The sequence below is a fragment of the Acinetobacter gyllenbergii CIP 110306 = MTCC 11365 genome (assembly GCF_000413855.1).
Taxonomy (GTDB): Bacteria; Pseudomonadota; Gammaproteobacteria; order Pseudomonadales; family Moraxellaceae; genus Acinetobacter; species Acinetobacter gyllenbergii.
The window spans coordinates 163,538-187,365 of record NZ_ATGG01000017.1; the positions used below are offsets into that span (position 1 = coordinate 163,538).

Sequence of the window (23,828 nt, forward strand, 5' to 3'; positions counted from 1 at the left end):
TATTAAAAAAACCGTACATAGCCCACGCCAATTTTATTCCAGTCTTTATGATCCTGCTGTTCATAATCCCAGTTTACTCTTACAGCGTGATTTGAGTTCAAACTATATTGCAATTGCGTACCAACTCTTAAATTCCACTGACTCTGATCTTGCCAATACGGTAACTCAATCTGTACCACGCTGTTAATATTGTCTGTCCACAGATTCATACAACCTACCGTTGGCCCTACTCCAACACGCCAGCCTTTATCTAAATTTTTGCCACCTTGAATATGACTTTGCAACTGGGCATAACACAAATTTCGACGATCATAATCTGCCACGCTATACCCAACTTGCATATTTAGATTCATGACACCATGTTGCCGATCTTCACTAAACTGCCCTTTCTCGACAGACTCCTGTTTCCAACCCAAATTAAAACCCCAACTGAGTGGTGATTTAAATGGTTGAATGGGGTTGTAGGAATTCACCGACAGTAGATCTAAATGTTCTAACTTAAGCTTGTCGTCACGGTATTGCAGACTACCATCTAAAAACAAGAGTTGCGTACCTGTACGATAACCCGCTTGTGGATCAATCAAATCGTGATAAGCCTGACGATGCCCAAGTTCAACAAACTTTTGTCCTTGCACCTCTCCAATATTCATAGAAAGATTTCGCGCATGATGTCCTTCTACAGGCTGTTTTTTCGGGCGTATAGGCTCTTGCCGTTGTTTATCAACTTCAATTTGACTGCGCTGTGCAAGTAACTGACGTAATTGAGGTTGGGCAAAATCGGCATCCACTTTATGGCTAATATATTGCAGATATAAATCATCATAGGCCATTTCTAGAATTTTGGCCTGATCCTGTTGCTGATAGGTGTTTAAAATGGATTGAGCTTTATCCATTTCGGTAAAAGCGACTTGATGGGCAACTTTGGCTAAAGCAGTACCATGTTGTTTGGCTTGTGCGAGTAACTGCGTTTCCAAGGCAGGACGATAGATCACTTCTTTAACCAGATCTTGCTGATCGACCGCCTTCAGGGTTTCAATTGGAATGGCGGCATAATTGAACTGCTGTTTTAGTTTTAAATTAGGACGAACCAAGTCAATTAGACCCAATAAACGATAAGCACAATTATCACTAACAAAATAATAAGGGAAACTCACATGCTGCATTTCCCAAATATGCTCAACCAGAAATCGGGTTTCCTCTGGTGTGAGATTGAGTTCATATTCCCATAAATCACGACTTTCAAAATCACCATATTCTTTGACTTTACGATAATAGGGCATTAAAGAATATTCGCCAGGATACTGCCCTGTTAAGCCCTTCCATGCATAAGACCAATTGTCCTCACCTCTTACCGTTGCGGCATAGTTCACCGCATAGGACACTAAATTGAGTTGCTTCTGATCTTTAGGGTCTAGACGTAGCAAAGTATGTCCAAACATTGAACTTGGATTACCCATAAAATCGGTTGCATAAATCAAGGTGACCTTATACGGCTTGATTTGATTAATCCAGTCCTCAAACTCATTACAAGTTACTTTTGGAAGCTGTTGATCATTGATATTGAGCTGTTGCATCAGCCAACGGCTACGTGCAGGAAATTTACAACGGAAGGATTGATTATCTGAAGCTTCAACAAATAAGGCTTTAATATCCGCCTGTAGCTCATTATTTAAATTGGTTTGACCATCTTTTGCGTAAAAATAACCCGCATAACTGACTTCGCTATTTTGTTTATGGTCAGCATACATCAAGCGTTGCCACGTGACGTGCTGATCTAATTTTTTCTTGTTGGCTAGATCCAAATAAGTCTGAATATCTGATTCAACCGCAGCATGTGCAAAGTGGCACGTTAAAAACGCCAGCGCAAAAGTAGCTAATTTCATTCAATCGCAATTTTTAAAATAATAGGAATCGGTATAAGAAAACCCTGCCATCAAGACAGGGTTTTTGCATGCAGCAATTAAACGTATGCTTTAAGCACCGCATCTTTTGCCATCACGCCTTGTAATGCATCGAGAACTTGAAGTGAGTTGGTATTTTTGCTTGAATAAATTTCAGCAAAATTTGCTTTAGACACAGCAAAGAAACGTGCTTTGTCATTGGCTTTAATTTGCATTAATTCAGCAAGCACATTTAAGCTTTCACCTTGGCCAACAGCCATATCACGTGCCAAAGATTCAGCATTTTCATTGGTGAAGGTCACCACTTGAGCTGTTACCGTACCACCTTGACGGCATCCTAGAGTACCAAAAGTAATACCTAATAATTGGTTAGTAAAAATACCATTGGTTGTTGCAGCAAGAATTTTAGGTGCAACACCTTTTTTACCTGCCCATACTTGTGTACCCACACCACAACCAACATCATTGTCAGCCATTGCAACAGTTGAACCAGCGGCTAATAGAGCGGCTAATGCAATTTTTTTTAACATAGGAACGAACTCCAGTATCAATTATTCTTCAATATTTGTTATCACTATTGTGTGTGTAATCAATCTTACACAGAAGTTAAAATAACCAGCTTAGCGTGTTTTAGCAAATAAATTTTGAAATATATCTGAAATACTCATAACAAAGGGGAATTAGAAAAGTCTGTTAAAAGAACTTTAGGCCATCTAATTTAACTGCCACGCCCCATTTTTATCTCTGGTTCCCAAGATTTTTAATACCAACACCAAGCTCAGTAATAATAAAAGATACCATGACCCAAGCTTCCCCCAACCCACCATATGCCAAGCATCGACTTGGCTTGGATAAAGCCATATTTTATAAAAGGTACTGATGTTTTCCGCAATCCAAATCAAAAATGCAAGTAACAATAAAATCGGTAACATCGGTACACTAAAACGATGTTGTTGCAATTGAAAATACAGTTTTGTTTTCCAGAAAATCAAACCGCTCCAGATAAATAATGCAATCCGAATATCTGGAATAAAAAACTTAGTCATAAAGTTGAGATAAGACAATACCGCCAAGCACAGCATATTGCCAAAATTGGGTAAGTTTTCGAAAGAAACCTGATAAAGCCTCAGAGAACGAGCAAAAAAACTGCCTACGGCTGAATACATAAAACCAGCAAACAACGGCACAGTGAACAGTTTTAAAACCGCAGGCTGCGGATATTGCCATGATGCAATGGCAGGATGAGTGAGAAAAATCTCCATCCCCATGGCCATAATATGAAATAAGGCAATCACTTTCGCTTCTGCCCATGACTCGAGCTTTAAATAGATCAGGCAAACTTGAATAATCAGTGCGTAAAACAATAAATAGTCATAACGAAAGAAACCATAATACTCATGACTCCCCATCGGGGCGGTGACTGCAAATGCAATCAAAAGCAACAATCCAAATAAGGCAGCCGAAGCTGCCTTAGTGATAAAGTTGAGCGGTAATACAATCAACTGCACAAAACGAATCCTAGCGTGTTTATTTTAAAAGACTTAAAAAATATCAACCTAAATACTTAGCACTGTACTCATGCACAGTATCAACAAAAATCTTCGGTTGTGCTGGATCCACCCATTGCGTGATACCGTGACCTAAATTCGCGATATAGCCTGTTTTTTCACCACTAGCATAAGCATCATCCAACATGGCTTTCACTGATTTTTCAATTGAAGCAGCTGAACCATAAAGCACAGCAGGATCTAAATTACCTTGTAACGCAGCTCGTCCCGCAACCACATCACGTGCAGTATAAAGCGGTGTAGTCCAATCTAGACCAAATGCATCTGCTCCTGTCGTTAGCATGGTTTCCAACCATTGCCCGCCACCTTTGGTAAACAGAATGATCGGAATACGTTGACCATCTTTTTCACGTTGAAGCCCTGCAATAATCTTGGTCATATAGTTCAATGAGAATTCAACATATTCCCTATGCGCAAGCGCACCACCCCAGCTATCAAAAATCTGGATCGCTTGTGCGCCTGCATCAATTTGCGCATTGAGATAATCAATCACTGAATCAGCTAAATGATCGAGCAAAGCATGTAACACTTCTGGCTGCGCGTACATCATATTTTTAATGAAGCGAAACTCTTTACTTGAACCACCTTCAACCATATACGTTGCTAAAGTCCACGGACTTCCAGAGAAACCAATCAACGGAACCTGTCCATTTAAAGCAGAACGGATGGTCGAAACGGCATTCATGACATAGGCCAGATCAGACTTGGCATTTAATTTAGGTAAATTCGCCACATCTTGTGCAGTACGAACTGTTTTATGAAACTTTGGCCCTTCACCTGTCTCAAAATACAACCCCAAACCTAGAGCATCAGGAACCGTTAAAATATCTGAAAATAAAATTGCCGCATCGAGCTCATAACGGCGTAATGGCTGTAACGTCACTTCGCAAGCAAAGTCAGTATTTTTACATAGAGATAAGAAGTCCCCTGCCTGCGCACGAGTTTCACGATATTCTGGTAAATAACGTCCTGCTTGACGCATCATCCATACAGGTGTGGTGTCTACAGGTTCACGTAATAAAGCTCGTAAAAAACGATCATTTTTCAACGTTGTCATTACCAATCTCTAAATTTTTTCATGTAGCGCGCATCATAACAAAGTTAGCTTGGAATTTATAATTTCAATCGTATTCAAATTTATGCACTCAAATAAATTTCGCTTTTACACAAAACTGCTACTGCAAGTGACATTATTTTCTGTAATACTTGCAACATCTTATATCCCAATATGAATAATTCTTAAGGTTGAATTACATGTTTGTTCGCTCATTACTCGCTATGAGTTTAAGTTGTATTCTTGCTAATGTTGCTTTTGCTGCTCCAACAACTGAGCAACCATTAAATCCAAAACAAATTTCGGGTTCAGTACAAGATCCTATTGACCCATTAGCGATTGAACGTACAGCTTCAAGTGTTGTTGCTAATCCAGCTTCAAGTGTTGCCGCACCAGCCGCATCTGAGCCACAAATTAATACTGGTGCTGCATCAGTTGTATCGCAAAAATTAGAAAGCACACCTGATACCACAACGACGACAGCTGCTCCAACGACTAAAATTTCGTGGACACTCGATAGCATGAATAATGCTGAATATCCTGAAGCTTTACCAAAAGGACAGCTTCCTGCCTACGCACGTGCGCATGTCATGTTGAACAATGCCCATGCATCACCAGGAGCGATTGATGGCTCAAACGGTAAAAACACTTTAAAAGCGATCGCATCATTCCAGCAAATGAATGGTTTAACGCCTACAGGTCAGTTAAGCAAAGAAACTTGGGATGCTTTGGTTGCAAAACAAACCAAACCAGCCTATGTCGAATACACCATTACTGATGCTGACCTCAAAGGCCCATATGCGGATTCAATCCCTTCTGACTATGCTTTACAAGCCAAAATGAAAGGTTTGTATTACACCCGTGTAACTGAAATGTTGGGTGAAAAATTCCATATGGATGAAAATTTCTTAAAGAAATTAAATCCAACAGCGACGTTCAAAAAAGCAGGTGAAAAAATTATTGTGGCCAATGTCCGCAATGACTTACCTGAAGATATTCATTTGATTGTTGCACACAAAGGCGCAAGACAGTTGTATTTATTCAACAGCCGTAATCAAATGATTGCCTCATTTCCTGCAACAATTGGCAGTACTGATACACCTTCTCCAACAGGTACTTATAAAGTAGTGGGTGTGGCAAAAAATCCTTGGTATAGCTATTCACCTTCTAACTTTGTCCAAGGTAAAAACCTTAAACCTCTTTCTTTACCACCAGGTCCAAATGCACCCGTCGGTAATATCTGGATCGGTTTAAGTAAAAAATCATTTGGTATTCATGGTACGCCAAACCCATCTTTAATTTCTAAGACTGCATCGCATGGTTGTATTCGTTTAACCAACTGGGATGCCAATGACTTGGGTGCTAAAGTACGTTCAGGTGTAACGGTAAAATTCTTGGAATAATCTGAGTATTTTCGATAAAAAAACCGAATATCCATGTTGATATTCGGTTTTTTTAATTTCAAATATGCTGCTCTAAATTGGGTAAAGGCTGATAATAAATTTGATTACGTCCAAGTTGCTTGGCCCGATATAGCGCCTTATCCGCAGTGTGTATCAACATCTCTTGGCTAATTTTAGGGTTACCATTAAAGACTGTGATCCCCAAACTAATGGTGACATGGTTAGACACCAAAGATTTATCATGCGGAATCATTAAGCGGTCAATCGCACGATAAATATTGGTTGCGACTGCATATGCGCCTTGTGCAGAGGTTTCAGGTAATAACACCACAAACTCCTCCCCACCATAACGTGCAATAAAATCCATATGCCGAATCGAGCTTTTAATGGTTTTTGCAATGGACGAGATCACTTGATCCCCCATTTGATGCCCATAAAAATCATTGTAGTTTTTAAAATAATCAATATCGATAAACAGTACCGACAGCGATTTCCGTTCTTTACAAGCTAATTCATAATAATAAGTGCACATCTCTTCAAATGTACGCCGATTTGACACATCAGTCAGTTCATCATGCTGACTCAAGTGTAATAACTCAGAGGCTTGGATACGTAAAATCTGCTCATCAATTTCTGAAATTTTGGACTTTATAAATATTTTTCTTTCTTTGGAAGTCAGCATAACACTGATCGAAAAACCAAGCAGTAAGCTTCCAATCAATGTCCGCCCAACCATGAGAAAATCACTTGAGTTATCCAACCAATACGAAACAAACAAGATCGTGATTGCAGCAAGCGAACCAATCCACAACATATGTACAGGACGAATACCACTGAGAATAAATCCCAACATATACAGGAATGCAATGAGCACCATGGCTTGATTTTGCAGTACCAGATTTGAAACACTCATCATCAAGACTGAGGTTAATACAATGGTCAGGAACACGATCAGACAAGCAGCAGGATAAAACAATGTATTGAGTTGTTTAAACCGAGAAAAAGCCCAGAAAAAGAACAGCGCGATACCAACAACAATCAGACTGAGAATACTATAGATAAAATCGAGAACAAAATATGCACTTCCACGAATGACGAGAAAATTAGAGGGCAAGATCAACAGTACAAATATGGTATAGGTAATGACGCCCTGACCGAAAAACTGAATCGCATTGAGACGAGTTCGATCAACATTAAATCTCCAGAATTCATTTTCTAATTTTTGCGGTAAAGTCTGATGGGTCTTTTTAGATTTAGAATGTTGGGCAACAAGCTGCTCTAGGTCTTCTTTTGACCTCCTTAATTGATCAAGATCATAGCTGTTGTCCATCCCATCTACTCTTTTTATACTGCACTATTATTGTGCCGCATAAAAAATAACATAATTTCTCATTTTGTCATGTGCTTTGCTTAACCACTTATCCGTAATTGTAGTTACCATTTTCACACTTTATGCATTATTATTTGTATTATTTTTAAGTTTGAAGTAGACCTTGAATACTCTTACACTTTTGCAACCCGATGATTGGCACGCACACCTGCGTGATGGTTTAGCTTTAAAACGTACTGTCCCTGATTTAGCCAAGCAATTTGCACGCGCAATTTGTATGCCCAATCTTGTTCCACCTGTTAAAACGGTAGAAGAAGCTTTAGCCTATCGCGAGCGTATCCTTGCCCATGTGCCTGAAGGGTTGAATTTTGACCCACGCATGGTGCTTTATTTTACCGATCATACGTCTCCAGACGAAGTTCGTAAAATTAAAGAATCTGAATTCGTTAATGCCATCAAACTTTATCCAGCGGGTGCGACCACTAACTCAGATAATGGTGTTAGTGATATTCGCAAAGTGTATGCCGTGATTGAACAACTGGAAGAACATCAGGTTCCATTGTTACTACATGGAGAAGTGACGCATAATCACGTTGATATTTTTGATCGTGAAAAAAAATTCTTAGATGAAGTGCTGTCGCCTTTATTGAAACAGTTCCCAAAATTAAAAGTCGTGTTAGAACACATTACAACAAGTGATGCGGCGAATTTTGTGTTGGAACAAGATCGTAATGTGGCAGCAACCATTACCCCACAACATTTATTATTCAACCGGAATGATATGTTAGTCGGTGGTGTCAAACCACATTTCTATTGCTTACCGATTTTAAAACGTCAGACTCATCAAACGACCTTATTAGAAGTCGCAACCAGTGGTAATCCTAAATTTTTCTTAGGTACTGACAGTGCACCACATGCACAAAATGCCAAAGAGAATGCCTGTGGTTGTGCTGGTTGCTATAGTGCACCAAATGCAATTGAACTTTATGCACAAGCCTTTGATCAGGTTGGTAAGTTAGAGCGTCTAGAAGGCTTTGCGAGTATGTTTGGTGCTGATTTCTATGGCCTACCACGCAATACCTCAACCATTACCTTAGTGAAAGAAGACATTACCGTCGCTGAATCTTTTGATTATCTTGAAGATCAGAAAATTATTCCACTTCATGCTGGTAAAACCCTGCAATGGAGAAAAGTGTGACCCAAGAAGAAAACAAAGCGCCTGTCATTGGTCAGCGTTTTCGTGGATTTTTACCTGTTGTTGTCGATGTGGAAACAGCAGGCTTTAATTCTCAAACCGATGCACTACTTGAAATCGCCTGTATCCCAATTGTCTATGATGAAAATGGGCAATTTGTCCCAGGCCCATCTTTTCAAGCACATATCAATCCTTTTGAAGGTGCAAATCTTGACCGCCGCTCATTAGACTTCATTGGTATTGATCCATTCAATCCAATGCGTGTTGCAATGGCAGAAGATGAGCGCAGCGCTTTGCGTCGTATTTTCAAATCATTGAATGAAGTGCGTAAAGCCCAGCATTGTACCCATGCTGTCTTAGTGGGTCATAACGCGCACTTTGACTTAGGTTTCCTGCAAGCAGCGATTGCACGTTCGGGTACCAAAAATCAAAACCCGTTTCACAGTTTCTCTGTCTTTGATACCGTGACTTTAAGTGCCGTCATGTTTGGACAAACGGTATTGGCACGTGCCTGTATTCAGGCTGGTATTGAGTTTGATGGCAAAGAAGCCCATTCTGCGTTGTACGATACGCAGAAGACGGCCGAACTGTTTTGCTATATTTTGAACAAACTGTCTCCTCACCTTCTTGACAGTTTGGTGACAGAACCCTAATATACACCCACCTCAAGAAGTCCCTATCGTCTAGAGGCCTAGGACATCGCCCTTTCACGGCGGTAACCGGGGTTCGAATCCCCGTAGGGACGCCAAATTTGAAAAAGCCACTGCATTCTAAGACAGTGGCTTTTTTATTTGCTTTGAATAATAAAAAGGACTCCGAAGAGTCCTAATATATCTTATGCAGACTTCCTTGAATTGACTCGACCTTTCACAACCGCCTTGATATTCCCCTTCGCATAATTCAAAAATACCAACAACGGCGATAATTTTGGATTTGGCTTTTTACCCTGTCCAATGGCTTTGAACTGTGCCGCATACCAGATGATTTCCATAATTGCCATTTTATCGACAAATGGAATTCCTGTTTTAATTTGATTCACTGCATAACGGACATCATACCCTGCGATTAAGCGTTCAGGTAAATCAACCTCTACAGCCAATGGACGCGCAATCCCGATAAAATCACATGCACCACTTTGCAATGCAGCATTCATTCCTTCAACTGTACGGAAGCCACCTGTTACCATCAACTTACAGGCAACATGTTGGCGAATTTTTTCTGCAAATTCTAAGAAATAAGCTTCACGCGCGATCGTACTCGCCTTACGCTTTTCTGCTTTAGCACCTGCCATGGCTGGAGCTTCGTAAGTGCCACCAGAAATTTCAATAATGTCAATTCCCGCAACATCAATGGCTTTAAACACGGTAATCACATCTTCTTCTGTAATCCCACCGCGCTGGAAATCTGCCGAGTTCAGTTTGACTGAAATAATGAAGTTTTCAGAAGTTGCATCACGCACCGCCTGATAAGCATCGATCAAGAAACGCATACGATTCTCAATCGAACCGCCCCATTGATCTGTACGTTTATTGGTCAAAGGTGATAGAAATTGGCTAATCAAATAACCATGTGCACCATGTAATTGCACACCTTCAAAACCCGCTTTTTCACAGACTGCAGCTGCTGTCGCAAAACGCTGGATAATATCTAAAATTTCGTCGTGTTTAAGTTCACGTGGTGTGCCAAACATTGCCGCAAGCATTGGACTAAATGGCACAGCTGAGGGTGCGACCGTTTCCTTGTTTAACCCCTTTGGACATTGACGACCTGGATGTGACAATTGAATCAATTGCACCATGCCATGTTTCTTACCCACAGCAGCCCATTGCTTGAGTTTTTCCAAATCACGTTCGGTTTCAATTGCAACCACACCCGGCTCATTCTTGGCGCCCACATTGACCATCACGTTTCCAGTAATGGCACAGCCCAAACCACCTTTTGCCCATGCTTCGTATAGACCAATCAATAGATCATTGGGTTGCCCTGCATCATTGGCAAGTGCCTCGCTCATCGCCCCTTTGATAATGCGGTTTTTAAATATGGTATTGCGAATCTGGATACTGTCTGCAATCTGACTCATGGTCATCCTCTGCTACAATTAGAGTATTTACTCTAATTTAATCTGATTATTGTTACTGTCAAGCATTCTTCCGATGAACTGACAATAGCATATGTCAATTTAATTACAATGCTAATATTCACTCGCAGAAATCAGTTGGCGGGTATATTCCGTCTGAGGCTGGCTAAATAAAAGTGCTGTGGCTTGATATTCCAAAGCTTTGCCTTGATGCATCACCAAAACTTTTTGACACAGTGCTTTAATGACTTGTAAGTCATGACTAATAAAGAGATAGCTGATTTGTTCTTGCTGCTGTAAACGACGTAACAATTGAATGATGGCTAACTGCGTGCTTCGATCCAAGGCGGAGGTCGGTTCATCTAGAATCAGTAATTTTGGTTTTAGCACCAGTGCTCTTGCAAGTGCGACACGTTGCCGTTGCCCACCAGAAAGCTGATGTGGATACTTCTGTTTATCCGCTAAAGATAATTCAACTTTTGCCAAAACAGCATCGACTTCAGCTTGGCACTGCTGCTTTGAAATGGATTGAAGATGGAGCCCTTCTACAATAATCTGCTCGACCGACATACGAGGGTTCAGGCTGCTAAAAGGGTCCTGAAACACGATCTGAAATTCTGGTCGAAGTGGTCGTAACTGTTTCTGGGTCAACAGGTTTAAATCTTGTGCCTGAAAATGAATATGACCTTCACTTCGAATCAACCGTGCAATTGCCAAAGCCAATGACGATTTTCCTGAACCACTTTCTCCAACGATACCCAAAGCTTCGCCCTGAGACAGACTCAACTGAATAGATGCTGCTGCAACCTTATACGCTTTAACCCGATGGAATAACCCCTGCCGAATCGGATATTTGACCGTGACATCGTTCAGTTCAAGCAAGGTAGGTGCAGGCTGCATCACCAAGGCTTGTCCAAAATCATGATTGAGTAAATTCTGGGTATAGGACTTTTCAGGGTAGTTAAATATTTCATTAATCGTACCCTGCTCTTCAACACGGCCTTGATTAAGCACCACCACATGATCAGCATAATGCTTAACTAAATTCAGGTCATGACTAATCAAAATAATTGCCATCTTACGTTGCTGCTGTAAGCGTTTTAATAACGTTAAAATTTGTACTTGCAGCAGCACATCTAAAGCCGTGGTTGGCTCATCGGCAATTAGAATTTCTGGTTCTAAAGCTAAAGCCATTGCTAACATGACCCGTTGCCGCTGCCCACCAGACAACTCATGTGGATAGCACTTTAGTATATCTATTGCATCGTTGATTTCGACATCCTGCAACAACGACACGCAACGCTGTCGAATTTCGGCCTGAGTAACACCAAGTCGTAATAGGCTCTCACCCAACATTTTTTCTACTGTGTGCAAAGGGTTTAAAGCCGTCATCGGCTCTTGGAAAATCATGCCAATACGTTTACCACGAATCTGCTGTAACTGGCTCTGGCTCAAAGCCAGCAAGTTTTCCCCTGCAATTTCAACCTGACCTTGCACCATAAAACTTTCTGGCAATAAACCCAAAATCGCCAACACACTGATGGTTTTACCTGAACCACTTTCTCCAACCAGTGCAATCGTTTGCGCTGGATATAAATCAAAACTCAAACTCTCAAGCAAGCACTGCCCTGTTTCATTACAAATATTGAGTTGCTGAACAGTTAATAAGGCGGATTGATCAAACTGTTTATCGTCTTGGGTCAAATGCATCACGTGCAGCCTCCCCAATAAAAATCAATAAAGACAGTACAATCGCCAATGTAAAAAAGCCAGACAGCACCAACCACGGCGCATCTAAGTTATTTTTGCCTTGCAATAATAATTCACCCAATGATGCAGCATCAGGCGGTAGACCATAACCTAAGAAATCCAATGCAGTTAAGGCAATAATATTGGCAGTCAACATAAACGGAATCTGTGACAAACTTGAACTCATTGCATTCGGTAAAATATGCTTAAAGATAATTTTATGATCCGTTACACCCAACGCATGCGCTGCACGGACATAATCAAAATTGCGCGCCCGCAAGAACTCTGCTCGTACGAGCCCAACCAACTGAGTCCAACCAAATAACAACATGATCAAAAATAGCCAATAAATACTGGGGCTAAACATACTCACCAAGATCATGACAATGAACAACATTGGCAAGCCACCCCAGACCTCCAAAATTCGTTGCCCGATTAAATCAATCCAGCCACCATAATAGCCCTGTATTGCGCCAACAATAACGCCAATCACGGCAGAACACAGCGTCAAAGCAAAACCAAATAAAAGAGAAACACGCAGACCATAAAGGATTCGGGCAAACACATCACGCCCTTGATCATCCGTTCCCAGCCAATTTTGGGCGCTTGGCGCTGAGGGAACAGGCACTGCCAAAGATAAATTAGGTGTCTGATAAGCAAAAGGAATCGGTGCAGCAATCATCCAGCCCTGTTTTTGAATCAGCTGTTTTACCGCAGGATCTTGATAATCGGTTGTTGTTTCAAAGACGCCACCAAAGGTGGTTTCGGGATAATCTTTCAAGATCGGGAAATAAAACGACTGCTGGTAACGAACCAACAACGGCTTGTCATTGGCAATCAGTTCAGCAAATAAGGACAATACAAAGATCGTTAAAAACAAAATCAGACAACAAAAACCCAATTTATTTTGCCTAAATCGCTCAAAACGCGCGCGCATCAAAGGAGACATCACTTTCCACCTCTTGATGCAAAATCAATGCGCGGATCAATCAAGTGATACAGCACATCACCGATTAAACGCAATAGCATCCCAAATAAGGTAAATAAGAATAAAGTCCCGAAAATAACAGGATAATCGCGCTGAGTAATCGCTTCAAAACCTAATAACCCAATCCCATCTAAATTAAAAATGATTTCGATAAATAGATTACCGACAAACAAAATACCTACTAATGCTTCTGGTAAGGCTGCCACCACCACCAAAATCGCATTGCGAAAGACATGTCCATAAAGCACCTGATTGTCATTAAGACCTTTTGATCTTGCCGTCAGCACATAGGGCTTTTTCAGTTCTTCAACAAAAGAATATTTCGTCAAATAGCTCAATGCGGCAAAACTACCCAAGACCATACTCAGGATGGGCAAACACATATGCCACAAATAATCTTGTATTTTTGCCCATAAACTGAATTGAGCAAAGTCCTCTGAAACCAGCCCCTGCAAGGGAAACCATTGTAAATAACTGCCACCAGCAAAAAAAACCATCAACACGATGGCAAATACAAAAGATGGAATGGCATAACTCACGGCTAATAATAAGGACGTAGATTGATCAAACAGTAAGCCATTATTTTTAGCCTTTTTAATGCCCAGTGGGATTGCGATCAGATAGATCAGGAAGGTACTCCATAGACCCAAAGACAACGTGACAGGTAGCTTTTCATATAACAGTTGGGTGACCGGTTTATCTTTGAAAAAGCTGGTTCCGAAATCTAGGCTTAAATAGCCTTTTAACATCAACCAAAAACGTTCAGTCGCAGGCCGATCAAAGCCATATTGTGCTTTGATGGTTTCAATCATTTCTGGGCTTAAACCACGCGCACCTTCATATTGTGCCAAGGTGGCCAAACGGGATGATGCACTCGTACCGACACCAAAGCCTTGCGCATTCTGGATTTGCTGAATCGCCTGCTCAACAGGGCCCCCAGGTGCAATTTGTACAATACAAAAATTAATCAATAAAATGAAAAATAATGTCGGGATCATCAATAACATTCTTTTCAGAATATAGTGAACCATTTAATAAGATCCTAATTATTTTAATTCAGATTTTCGCATAGATTGATCAAGTTTTTTGGCTTTCTCAGCATCAACCCACCAGTATTCCCAACCGACTGAAAGCTTAGGTTTGACTTGTGGTTGCTGATAGATGTCCCAATAAGCAAACCAACGTTCAGGCTTCCCATAAGTCAAAATTTGATAATAGCCAGCACGTAACAAGCGATCAAGCACACGCGTATACAACACTACCTCATCGCGTGTTTTTGCCGCTACAATTTTCGCGATCATCTGATCAATCGCAGGATGCTTAATCCCTGAATAATTATAATTACCCGCCTCATCTGCTGCTGCACTTCCCCAGAATTGGGCCTGTTCTTTTCCTGGGGTTAAAGTCTGTGGTAGTTTCAACATCATCATATCAAAATCTTGATGACGAATCCGCTCCATATATTGTGGCACATCCACTTGCCGTAACTGAACCTGAATCCCTAAACGCTTCAGATTACGCACAAAAGGCATTAATTCACGCTGTGGGTTTTCCTGTTGCATCAACAACTCAATGCGAATGGCCTGACCTGTTCGATCATATAACTGCCCCTTGCGAATCAGATAGCCCGCATTTTTTAAGATCTGTTGTGCAGTCAATAAATTCTGCCGATTGAATCCACTGCCATCAGAAACAGGATAGCGCCAATCAGCCAAAATACCTTGTCGCATCACAGGATTGAACTGGGACAAATGGGGCTTTAATACATTCAATTCAGCGGCACTAGGTCGGCCTGTAGCAGCTAAATCGGTATTGTCAAAATAGCTTTGTAAGCGTCGATTTTGATTAAAGAAAAGTGCCTTATTTTGCCATTCAAAATCATAGGCATAGGTCAGTGCCTGACGTAGATAAATATCATTGAGCGGTGCACGGCGGGTATTAAACACCAAGCTTTGAATATCGAGCGGTGTTCCCAGCCGTGCCTTATACTGCTTGACCCAACCAGATTTTACAGCTGGAAAGTTATAAGCCGTCACCCAATTCCGAATATTTTTTTCTTCGTATAAATTGAATTGTCGGGATTTAAATCCTTCAAAACTTACATCCAAATTTCGATAATAGACATATTTGAGTCGATCAAAATTGTAGCGGCCTTTGTTTACTGGTAAATCTTTGCCCCAATAATTAGGACTGCGCTTATAGCTAATACTCCGCCCTGCATCAATTCTGTCGATGATATAAGGCCCTGATCCCACAATCGGTTGAAGGGTGACACGGCTAAAGTCCTTATTTCTCCAATCCAATTTTGAATAGATTGGCAGGCTCGCTACAATCAGGGGCATTTCCACATTATTTTTAGACTTAAAAATAAATTTAACTTGGTGTTTAGATAACACTTCTGTTTTGGCCAAATCAGACAAATACATTTGAAAGCCTAAATTGGCTTTGCTCTGATAAGTATCGAAGGTAAATTTCACATCTTCTGCTGTTACTGCTTGACCATTATTAAATCGCGCTTGAGGATTCAAGTGAAAGATCACGGATTGCAAATGATCTGGATCATAACTGACCTTTTCAGCAAGTAAGGGATACATCACACGTGGCTCATCCAGCGAACGATCCATCAAACTATCAAACAGATAATTGACGCCTTCAGTCGAACTGCCCTTGCCATTCATACTATTTAAATTATCAAATGTCCCCAAACTCGATTGACTCAGGATACCGCCTTTAGGTGCATGGGCATTGGCATAAGGCATTACCTTAAGCTTTGCATATTTAGGTTGCACATGCATCGCCAAATATGGCGTGGTTTGCATCGTCGCAAATGAAATAGGAACAAAAAGGCTTAGTCCCATAGAGAAACCAAGCCTTTTTATGAACAGCGTTTGAATCATCTGTAATTACAAGTTAGGCACTTTAATCACATCACCGATGCGTAATTGGGTACTTGGCGTCAAATCATTCATTTCTGCCAATGCACTAGTGTCTAAACCATAACGGCTTGCTAAGCCAATCAAGGTATCACCACGTTTGACTTTGTATTCACTCACTGTTTTAGGAACTGAAATACTTTGACCCCGTTGCAGACTAGCATTGGCTTTCAGATTATTTAACTCCGCCAATTCACGTCCAGACATCCCAAAACGATTGGCAATACTGTTTAAAGACTCTCCCGCTTTTACGGCATATCTTTCAGTATTACGACTTGGTGCTGAAGGCTTAGTCGTTATTTTGCTGTCATCCACTTTTGCTGTTTCAGCCTTCGGTAGGTCGCCAGTCAATTTGAGCTTTTGACCAATACGAACATTACTGCCACGTGTTAAACCATTTAAACCGGCAACATAATCCAGCTGTAAATTATGACGGCTGGCAATATTGCCTAAGGTATCGCCAGATTTAACCGTATAAACATCAGGTGTAGTTTCTTCTCTCGATTTGCTTGTGTTGCTTGCAGTATTTTTTGCTGGTACATCACCGGTTAATTTTAAGCGCTGACCAACGCGTACACCCGAGGTTCTTTCTAAACCATTTAAATCGGCAACATAGCTCAGTTGCAGATTATACTTGGCCGCAATCGCATTCAAGCTATCACCCGACTGCACCACATACTGATCAGGTACAGTTGAACCCGCTGGAATCTTTAAGCTTTGACCCAAACGCACACCGCTATTTGACCTCAAATTATTCAGCTCAGCCAACTCGCTCAAGCTAATTTTCGACTTGGTTGCAATACTCGATAAAGTGTCGCCACGCTGTACGGTATAACTTTCAGTTTTATAGCTAGTCGATGCACTGACATTGTCGTATTTCACATTACTCTTCGTTGGCTCAGGTGTATCTTGAGTTGAAGAAACTTCGTGCAATGGGACATTGATTTTTTGTCCAACGAATAAGCTGCTGCTGGCGGTTAAACCTGAGGTTAAATCTGCCAGTTCCTGATTCGATAACGCATAACGATCCGCAATCAGTTTTAAATATTCGCCACGCTTCACCGTATATGATTTAGTTGCAACTTTTTGAGTCGTTGTTGCCTTGCTGTCAGTCGCACGCGCTGGCTGCTGAGTTGTGCGGGTATTATTCTTTGGCTCAATCAATGTTAATTTTTGTCCAACGAACAAACCATCAGTCACAGACAAATTATTATAATCCGCCAACTGTTTCAGGCTTAAATCAAAGCGTGAAGCCAAATTAGTTAAGCTATCACCAGACTGCACCACATAACTCTCTGGTTTTTCAGCAGCTTTTGGTGCCTCTGGTTTGGCATCATATAAATATAAACTTGCGCCAACGAATAAGGTGCCGTTTGGATCAATCTGGTTCCACTGTGCAATATCACGCCAGTTCACACCATTTTTTTGCGCAATGATCGCTAAAGTATCACCAGGCTGTACCACATAGGTGCTGCGCTTGCCTTTCGGTGCAACCACGACCACATCGGTATCGGTTTTGATATATGGCTTACCTTGGTTGCGTTTGGCATCTTCACTATTGGCAGTTGCACTATCTTCAACCAAGTTCTTTGGATAAGCAAAACCCTTACTGACTTCTTGACCTTTCTCATCTGCAACCGACTGGCTGGTTTGGATCGCCGTTAATTTGATCTTACCGTCAAATGGATCGACAATTTCTGTACCCTTCGGCGCAATTGCTTTGATTTCAGCCACAACCTGATCTCGTTCAGCTTGTGTTGCTTGTGGCTCTAACACTTGAGCCACTGTTTCTTTCTTGCCTTCTTCTTTAATTGCAGCACTAATTTGCTCACGCTCTTTCAAAGAAATTGGCGGTTCAGTCACCACAGGTTTCACATTGGTTGCAGGTGTAATCGCAACAGGAATACGCGGTGCACTCGGCACATCCGCCGCTGCGGCAAATGAAGCTAGAGCATTCGAGCCTCTCGGTGTGCTGACTTTACTGGTATTCGAAATTGATGTCGTTGGACGAGAAGTATTACTCGCCGTTAAATTCGGCGGTGTTACTGTCGATGCACTATTACTTTGGCCTGTACTTGTTGTGGTACGAACCGTGGTTGAAGTACTCAACGGATTGGTATTCATCGGCGGTGGCGTTTTATTACTTGCCCAGAAACCACCAAAGCTGGTTTTACCTGAACGTAATTTTGCATCAATCGAAGGACTGAGATCGGCTGGAATTAAGATACGCATTGGGCTCATTGGATCAACCATTTCGCCTCGATAACCTGGGTTCAATGCATAAAGCTCCGCACGACTTAAACCTGTGATTGAAGCAATTTGATTCAATTCAAGAGGTGCAGCCAAACTGACTTCACGGAAGTGAGGACGGTTAGCAATCGGTGGCAAGCTGACACCATAAGCATTTGGATTCTTAATAATTTGTGCCACAGCCAAGAACCGTGGAACATAGTTCATGGTTTCTTGCGGGAGTTTCAATGACCAATAATCGGTTGGTAAACCTGCAGCGCGGTTGCGGTTAATCGCCTGTTGAATACGCCCTGGTCCCGCATTATAAGCGGCCAGTGCAAGCTCCCACGAACCAAACTGATTATATAAGCTACCAAAGAATTCATATGCTGCACGTGTCGATTCAACAACGTCACGACGGCCATCATACAGGCTGGTTTGTTGTAAGCCATAAATTCGGCCCGTACTTGGAATAAACTGCCATAAACCCGCCGCTGCAGCACTACTGGTCGCAGCCGGATCATAGGAACTTTCAATAATTGGCAGTAATGCCAGTTCTGTTGGCATACCACGGCGTTCAGCTTCTTTTACTGTGTGATATAAATAACGGCTGGCACGCGCGCTTAAACGATCTAAATACGGTTGACGAGAAATAAACCAACTACGTTGTGCTTCAATTCGTGAATCCCAATGGTTCAAGTCCATCTTGAATCCAACTGTCATTCGCTTCCACACATCACCGTGTTTCAGAACCAATAGACGATCACCTTCCACAGCACGCATATCTGTTGCTGACAACAAATCTTCAAGCGAATCTAAACTGCTTGCATCCAGATAACCTGAACCCGCCTGCTTAGACGTTGACGCTTTAGTTGATTGAGGGGTTGAAGAACACCCTGTAGTGATTCCCAGCGCAACGAGAGCAGAAGTGAGTACAGTGATTTTGAATAATGATGTTGCAGATGTTTGCGACACCAATGTGCTCGATTTATACATAAAAACTTCCAGTCAACTCACGCTAGTTTATTTCTTAAGTAGGGTCTATTCATGTTTCAAGCATGCATTGCGTTATCGATTAAAAACGACTCAAACAAAGCATAGGACAAAGACAATGGCCGCCCCCTTGTCAGTTCTCATAACGAAGTTTGGGGAAGTTTTAGCCATAACCTGAGCAAGAGCAAAGCACCGTTTTGATCACAGCGCAAGGCAAAATTCTTCTGTCATCTGTGAAACGCCAACAGACCCTAGCCATTGTAGTAAAGCATGTCACTTAGACAAGGCAATAATTTAACGTGATTTGCATGGAAATGTTACAAGAAATTAAAAAAGATGAGTTTTGTAACGTTCAGAATCGGAATTTAGCTTTACAATACAAGACATCGCTCGAAAATGCTAAAATTCTCGATTCTTTGAAGCTCAATCTAGATTGACTTAAATCTTGTGCATTTCTTGTTTAGATTGCACATACTCAAATTTTTATTCTGCTTATTGTTCAGGTTCAGATATGTCACAAACAATCACACTTTACGTTGATGGCGCATGCAAAGGTAACCCAGGTCTTGGGGGTTGGGGTGCTTATGTCATTACCGAACAAGGTGAGCATAAACTGTTTGGTGGTGAACCCGAGACAACCAACAATCGTATGGAGCTTCAAGCCGCAATCGAAGGCGTTTCATTCTGCCCTGTGGATGCACATTTAATCATCTGGACTGATTCCAATTATGTCAAACAAGGCATCACCGAATGGATTCACGGTTGGAAAAAGAAAAACTGGAAGGATGTTAAAAATCCAGATTTATGGCAAAAACTTGATGCCGTCTGTGCCAACCGTAATATTGAATGGAACTGGATTAAAGGTCATGCTGGGCATGCTGGTAATGAAATGGCAGACCAATTGGCCAACTTAGGTGCTGAACAAACCGCCCAACAACTTAAATCTGCAACACAGGCTAACGCTGATATAAAAAAGCCTGAAGCTGACTGGCTTTTAAATGACCCCTTTGGTTTAGATTTAGATGCTGAGGCAGATGAGATGATTGAAGATACAGACCTTGAAATAGAAGCAGAAAGTGAAGATACCACTGACGGCAGTGAAACAACCAATCTGGCCCTAACAACGACAGAAAATCAGCATCCCCACATTGTGATCACCAAAGCAAAACTAGATGTGCAGGGCCCGCGTCAACTGATTCTCGATACTGAAACCACTGGTTTTTACTATCAAGACGGTGACCGTATTATTGAAGTGGGTGCGATTGAAATGATTAATCGTAAGCTTACAGGTAGCTCGATTCATATCTATATTAATCCTGAAAAAGCGGTCGGCGACTCTGAAAATGTCCATGGTATCAGCGATGACTTTTTAAAAGACAAGCCGAAATATGCCGAAATTTCCGATGTTCTGTTTGACTTCCTAAAAGGTGCTGAAATTATCGCGCATAACGCCACCTTCGATATGAACTTCTTAGATATGGAGTTCAAACGCACTGGATTACCTCCACTTTCAGAGGTTTGTGAAGTCACAGATACCTTGGCAATGGCCAAAAATAAGCACCCTGGACAAAAGAACTCTTTGGATGCCTTGGTCCGCCGTTACGAAATTCCAGCACGAGACCGTACTTTCCATGGTGCGTTACTCGATGCTGAAATTTTGGCTGATGTTTATCTTGCCATGACGGGCGGGCAAGTTTCATTTGATATGGATGCCCTTTCACAAACAGAACAAAACCAAGGTAAAACCACTCGTCAGCGGGTACAAATCGACCTCCCTGTGATCGAGCCATCAGAACATGAATTAAATGAACATGAGACCTGGGTCAAACAATTTGAACAAAAACATGGAGAGCCTTGCCTTTTCGCAAAATAAATTTTCTGCTCAGTGTAAGTTTTTGTATTTCAAGGCTCTAAAGTTAAGTTATATTAAGCCTTAAAGATTTAGACCTCCTAAAAAAGGAGGTCCATGGATATAACAACTTAGGAAAGGTGTAGGTCATATGTCTTACCAAACCTCGATTCATTTCGACCCAACGGCATTATTAATAATAAAAAATGAAATCGACAATTCGATTAAATTGGTAGAAACAGCGGTCAATACCCTTGCCGAAGAACAAGCATTACCATTCGGGATTGATGATGCATTGAACCAGTTTGAACAATGTACACAAGTGCTTGCATTAATTGATATGCCACATTTATCGCAAATTACCCAATACTCTGCTGAGTTGATGCGTAAAATTATGGCACAACCCCAGCAGATTCAAACCAGTGATGTGATTGCCCTCAGTGAAGGCACCACCATGCTGAAGCGTTATATTGAATTCATTTGCTTACGTGAAGTCAAAGTTCCACAATTCTTACTCGATACTCTCAATCGTTTAGAGAAAGCATTGGGCAAACCACTCACAAAAGAAGGTCAAACTGTACAACCTTTGCTCGAGTTCATTACACCAAGTTTTAATTTGCCTCAAGCGCCGAGTTTGGAACAATCACAATATATTCATCAGCTGTATAAGCTCTGTTTAAATAAACTTATTCAGCAATCAGAGACTGCGCTTGATCTACAAGGGATCAAATTGGTCGGTGTTTATTTGGCAGGTTTAGCAACAGGCCAACCAAGTCAGCAATACTGGCAACTGGTGAATGTGGGGCTGAGCCATATCAATGAGCTCTCCATTACAGAAGCACGTCTTCGCACACTGATTCAAATTGAAACCAATATTGGTAAATTTTTGCTGCAACCTGCAAGCTTTAAAAATAGTATTGCTGATCTTGCAGACATTCTATGTATCTGCATTAGCCAAGAAGATGATGTATCACACCATATTCGTGAACAACTCAATATTGGCGATGAATTACTCAGTGATACACAGCTACAGGTGTTAAGCCGTCACTTATATGGCCCTGACTACGAAACAGTACACACCATCAGTCAATTGATGACCAATGAAATGGCTCAAATCCGTAATGAGATTGAGTACAACCATCAGAATATGTCGACTGAAAAAACCCAAGAGTTGCAACAAAAGTTAAGCCAGCTCTCAAATGTATTCAAAGTGCTGAATTTAAATGAGGCGGCAAGAGAACTCACTCAGCAAGCGGAAAAACTCAGTCAGCCAAATACCTTAACCGATGCGACTTCAGTGCAACATTTGATGAACAGCATTCTAGCTTCAATGAATTCGATTGGTATTCTGGAACGTAATTACACCTCAAGCCGTTTACAATTACGTGTCAATAATATGCAGATCTCGCTTGATCGCTTAGATGAAGCGCATAAAGTATTATTGACTGAAACCAAAACCCTGATTGATACCTTAACTCAGACCTTGAGTCTATATATCCAAGCCCCAACTGCACATAGTTTGGAAGCTCTGCCAGAGTATCTCAAAGAACTTTCTGGCGCAGCTCTATTTTTGGGAAGTTCAGCACAACAAACTGCTTTATTGGGTGCGGCTCATTTTGCTCAGTACCGCTTGGCTCAAAATCAAGCCTTCGATGCCGAACAAATTAATTGCATCTTAAATGTTGTGGCTGGTTTAGATTTATTGGTGGACAACTTGAAGAATAAGCAACCTGTGTTGCAATCTATGTTTGATGTGGCATTATCTAACAGTCAACAATTACAAACGATAGCCGCATAATGACTCAACGATCACTTGCTTATATTTTTCAACACCAAAAACTGTTAGTCGACCAAAACTTCCAACTTCCTCAAGTTGAGAAATTAGCAAGTGACCTCCCCATCCATCATAATGATCACGTCATTGCACGTGATCTACTGGAAAATGAAGCTATTCCCGAAGGCTATCAACTGATTCCTATTCGGGAATTGATTCAATCTTGGTCCAGCAGTGACTTCCTACAGGCCAGTCGTGCAGTGCAGTTGCTCGAATGGCGTCGTAACCATAAGTTTTGCAGCCATTGTGGCCATGTCACTGAAATTCACCCTAAAGAATATGCCATGGTGTGTCCTGCCTGTGCTTATCATCAATATCCACGTGTACAGCCATGCATTATTACCATTATCACTAAAGGTCAGGATGAAGTCCTGTTGGCTAAATCCGCACACAATAAAAGTAATATGTACGGGTTAATTGCTGGTTTTGTTGAAGTCGGTGAAACTTTAGAAGAAGCTGTGCAACGTGAAGCGTTTGAAGAAGTCGGACTGAAACTCAAAAATATTCGTTATATGTCGAGTCAACCGTGGCCCTTTCCAAGTAATCTAATGATTGCCTTTCATGCCGAATATGAATCTGGGGATATTCAGTTACAGCTGGAAGAAATTAGTGATGCACAATTCTTTAAGTTTGACCAACTTCCCGAAATTCCATTTAAAGGCAGTATTGCCCATAGCATGATCATGCAAATGATCGACAATAAAAAAGCATCTTAAACGATGCTT

General features: G+C 41.3%; 17 protein-coding genes and 1 tRNA gene. 7 read left to right on the top strand and 11 right to left on the bottom strand.

Annotated features, from left to right (window positions below; genetic code table 11):
- Positions 1 to 2 precede the first annotated feature (2 nt).
- The 4 genes from F957_RS08825 to hemE all read right to left on the bottom strand — a co-directional run bounded on the left by F957_RS08825 (position 3) and on the right by hemE (position 4,526).
- Positions 3 to 1,883 (bottom strand): Lnb N-terminal periplasmic domain-containing protein, encoded by a 1,881-nt coding sequence (locus tag F957_RS08825; protein WP_016540480.1) that lies wholly within the window; start codon positions 1,881 to 1,883, stop codon positions 3 to 5.
- 77 nt (positions 1,884 to 1,960) lie between these two features.
- A complete protein-coding gene (locus F957_RS08820) occupies positions 1,961 to 2,431 on the bottom strand; it encodes a DUF3015 family protein (protein WP_016540479.1) in 471 nt (156 codons plus the stop codon).
- Positions 2,432 to 2,614: 183 nt separating this feature from the next.
- Entirely contained in the window at positions 2,615 to 3,409 is a 795-nt protein-coding gene (locus tag F957_RS08815) for a DUF817 family protein (protein WP_016540478.1), read from the bottom strand.
- A 43-nt stretch (positions 3,410 to 3,452) separates the two neighbouring features.
- Positions 3,453 to 4,526 (bottom strand): uroporphyrinogen decarboxylase, encoded by a 1,074-nt coding sequence (gene hemE, locus F957_RS08810; protein ID WP_016540477.1) that lies wholly within the window; start codon positions 4,524 to 4,526, stop codon positions 3,453 to 3,455.
- A 197-nt stretch (positions 4,527 to 4,723) separates the two neighbouring features.
- Between hemE and F957_RS08805 the strand changes: the two genes are divergently transcribed.
- Entirely contained in the window at positions 4,724 to 5,926 is a 1,203-nt protein-coding gene (locus tag F957_RS08805; RefSeq protein WP_016540476.1) for a L,D-transpeptidase family protein, read from the top strand.
- A 58-nt stretch (positions 5,927 to 5,984) separates the two neighbouring features.
- Here F957_RS08805 and F957_RS08800 read toward each other — a convergent pair whose 3' ends face one another.
- On the bottom strand, positions 5,985 to 7,256 hold the full coding sequence (locus F957_RS08800) for a diguanylate cyclase (protein WP_016540475.1): 1,272 nt from the start codon (positions 7,254 to 7,256) through the stop codon (positions 5,985 to 5,987).
- Positions 7,257 to 7,419: 163 nt separating this feature from the next.
- On the opposite strand from F957_RS08800, the gene pyrC reads away from it, so the two are divergent.
- The 3 genes from pyrC to F957_RS08785 all read left to right on the top strand — a co-directional run bounded on the left by pyrC (position 7,420) and on the right by F957_RS08785 (position 9,199).
- Positions 7,420 to 8,454: a dihydroorotase gene (gene pyrC, locus F957_RS08795; RefSeq protein WP_016660390.1), complete on the top strand. Its 1,035-nt coding sequence runs from the start codon at positions 7,420 to 7,422 to the stop codon at positions 8,452 to 8,454.
- Positions 8,439 to 9,104 carry a ribonuclease T gene (rnt, locus tag F957_RS08790; RefSeq protein ID WP_016540473.1) on the top strand — a complete coding sequence of 222 codons (666 nt, stop codon included), beginning with the start codon at positions 8,439 to 8,441 and terminating at the stop codon, positions 9,102 to 9,104. The genes pyrC and rnt overlap by 16 nt, the downstream gene beginning before the upstream one ends.
- Before the next feature lie 19 nt (positions 9,105 to 9,123).
- Positions 9,124 to 9,199: transfer RNA gene (locus F957_RS08785), tRNA-Glu, on the top strand.
- Between the two features lie 87 nt (positions 9,200 to 9,286).
- On the opposite strand, the gene F957_RS08780 is transcribed toward F957_RS08785, so the two are convergent.
- The 6 genes from F957_RS08780 to F957_RS08755 form a co-directional block, all read right to left on the bottom strand.
- The gene (locus tag F957_RS08780) at positions 9,287 to 10,531 is read right to left on the bottom strand and encodes an NADH:flavin oxidoreductase/NADH oxidase family protein (protein WP_016540472.1); all 1,245 of its coding nucleotides are present in this window, start codon (positions 10,529 to 10,531) and stop codon (positions 9,287 to 9,289) included.
- Between the two features lie 111 nt (positions 10,532 to 10,642).
- Positions 10,643 to 12,238 (bottom strand): ABC transporter ATP-binding protein, encoded by a 1,596-nt coding sequence (locus F957_RS08775; RefSeq protein WP_016540471.1) that lies wholly within the window; start codon positions 12,236 to 12,238, stop codon positions 10,643 to 10,645.
- Entirely contained in the window at positions 12,216 to 13,226 is a 1,011-nt protein-coding gene (locus F957_RS08770) for an ABC transporter permease (RefSeq protein ID WP_016540470.1), read from the bottom strand. The genes F957_RS08775 and F957_RS08770 overlap by 23 nt, the downstream gene beginning before the upstream one ends.
- Positions 13,226 to 14,296, bottom strand: a complete 1,071-nt coding sequence (yejB, locus tag F957_RS08765) for a microcin C ABC transporter permease YejB (protein ID WP_016540469.1) — start codon at positions 14,294 to 14,296, stop codon at positions 13,226 to 13,228. The genes F957_RS08770 and yejB overlap by 1 nt, the downstream gene beginning before the upstream one ends.
- A gap of 15 nt (positions 14,297 to 14,311) precedes the next feature.
- Positions 14,312 to 16,162 carry an extracellular solute-binding protein gene (locus F957_RS08760; protein WP_032860492.1) on the bottom strand — a complete coding sequence of 617 codons (1,851 nt, stop codon included), beginning with the start codon at positions 16,160 to 16,162 and terminating at the stop codon, positions 14,312 to 14,314.
- A gap of 6 nt (positions 16,163 to 16,168) precedes the next feature.
- Positions 16,169 to 19,423 (bottom strand): LysM peptidoglycan-binding domain-containing protein, encoded by a 3,255-nt coding sequence (locus F957_RS08755; protein ID WP_016540467.1) that lies wholly within the window; start codon positions 19,421 to 19,423, stop codon positions 16,169 to 16,171.
- A 508-nt stretch (positions 19,424 to 19,931) separates the two neighbouring features.
- Between F957_RS08755 and dnaQ the strand changes: the two genes are divergently transcribed.
- From dnaQ to nudC, 3 genes are all read left to right on the top strand, one after another.
- Complete coding sequence (gene dnaQ / locus F957_RS08750) at positions 19,932 to 21,293, top strand: DNA polymerase III subunit epsilon (RefSeq protein WP_016540465.1); 1,362 nt, start codon at positions 19,932 to 19,934, stop codon at positions 21,291 to 21,293.
- Between the two features lie 127 nt (positions 21,294 to 21,420).
- Positions 21,421 to 23,067, top strand: a complete 1,647-nt coding sequence (locus tag F957_RS08745; protein ID WP_016540464.1) for a hypothetical protein — start codon at positions 21,421 to 21,423, stop codon at positions 23,065 to 23,067.
- On the top strand, positions 23,067 to 23,819 hold the full coding sequence (gene nudC / locus F957_RS08740) for an NAD(+) diphosphatase (protein ID WP_016540463.1): 753 nt from the start codon (positions 23,067 to 23,069) through the stop codon (positions 23,817 to 23,819). Before F957_RS08745 ends, nudC begins: the two co-directional genes overlap by 1 nt.
- Positions 23,820 to 23,828 lie beyond the last annotated feature (9 nt).

Bases quoted from the DNA above. Each gene is read 5' to 3' on its own strand.
- F957_RS08825 (WP_016540480.1), bottom strand. From the start codon at position 1,883: ATGAAATTAGCTACTTTTGCGCTGGCGTTTTTAACGTGCCACTTTGCA.
- F957_RS08820 (WP_016540479.1), bottom strand. From the start codon at position 2,431: ATGTTAAAAAAAATTGCATTAGCCGCTCTATTAGCCGCTGGTTCAACT.
- hemE (WP_016540477.1), bottom strand. From the start codon at position 4,526: ATGACAACGTTGAAAAATGATCGTTTTTTACGAGCTTTATTACGTGAA.
- F957_RS08805 (WP_016540476.1), top strand. From the start codon at position 4,724: ATGTTTGTTCGCTCATTACTCGCTATGAGTTTAAGTTGTATTCTTGCT.
- F957_RS08800 (WP_016540475.1), bottom strand. From the start codon at position 7,256: ATGGACAACAGCTATGATCTTGATCAATTAAGGAGGTCAAAAGAAGAC.
- rnt (WP_016540473.1), top strand. From the start codon at position 8,439: ATGGAGAAAAGTGTGACCCAAGAAGAAAACAAAGCGCCTGTCATTGGT.
- F957_RS08780 (WP_016540472.1), bottom strand. From the start codon at position 10,531: ATGAGTCAGATTGCAGACAGTATCCAGATTCGCAATACCATATTTAAA.
- F957_RS08775 (WP_016540471.1), bottom strand. From the start codon at position 12,238: ATGCATTTGACCCAAGACGATAAACAGTTTGATCAATCCGCCTTATTA.
- F957_RS08770 (WP_016540470.1), bottom strand. From the start codon at position 13,226: ATGTCTCCTTTGATGCGCGCGCGTTTTGAGCGATTTAGGCAAAATAAA.
- yejB (WP_016540469.1), bottom strand. From the start codon at position 14,296: ATGGTTCACTATATTCTGAAAAGAATGTTATTGATGATCCCGACATTA.
- F957_RS08760 (WP_032860492.1), bottom strand. From the start codon at position 16,162: ATGATTCAAACGCTGTTCATAAAAAGGCTTGGTTTCTCTATGGGACTA.
- F957_RS08755 (WP_016540467.1), bottom strand. From the start codon at position 19,423: ATGTATAAATCGAGCACATTGGTGTCGCAAACATCTGCAACATCATTA.
- dnaQ (WP_016540465.1), top strand. From the start codon at position 19,932: ATGTCACAAACAATCACACTTTACGTTGATGGCGCATGCAAAGGTAAC.
- F957_RS08745 (WP_016540464.1), top strand. From the start codon at position 21,421: ATGTCTTACCAAACCTCGATTCATTTCGACCCAACGGCATTATTAATA.
- nudC (WP_016540463.1), top strand. From the start codon at position 23,067: ATGACTCAACGATCACTTGCTTATATTTTTCAACACCAAAAACTGTTA.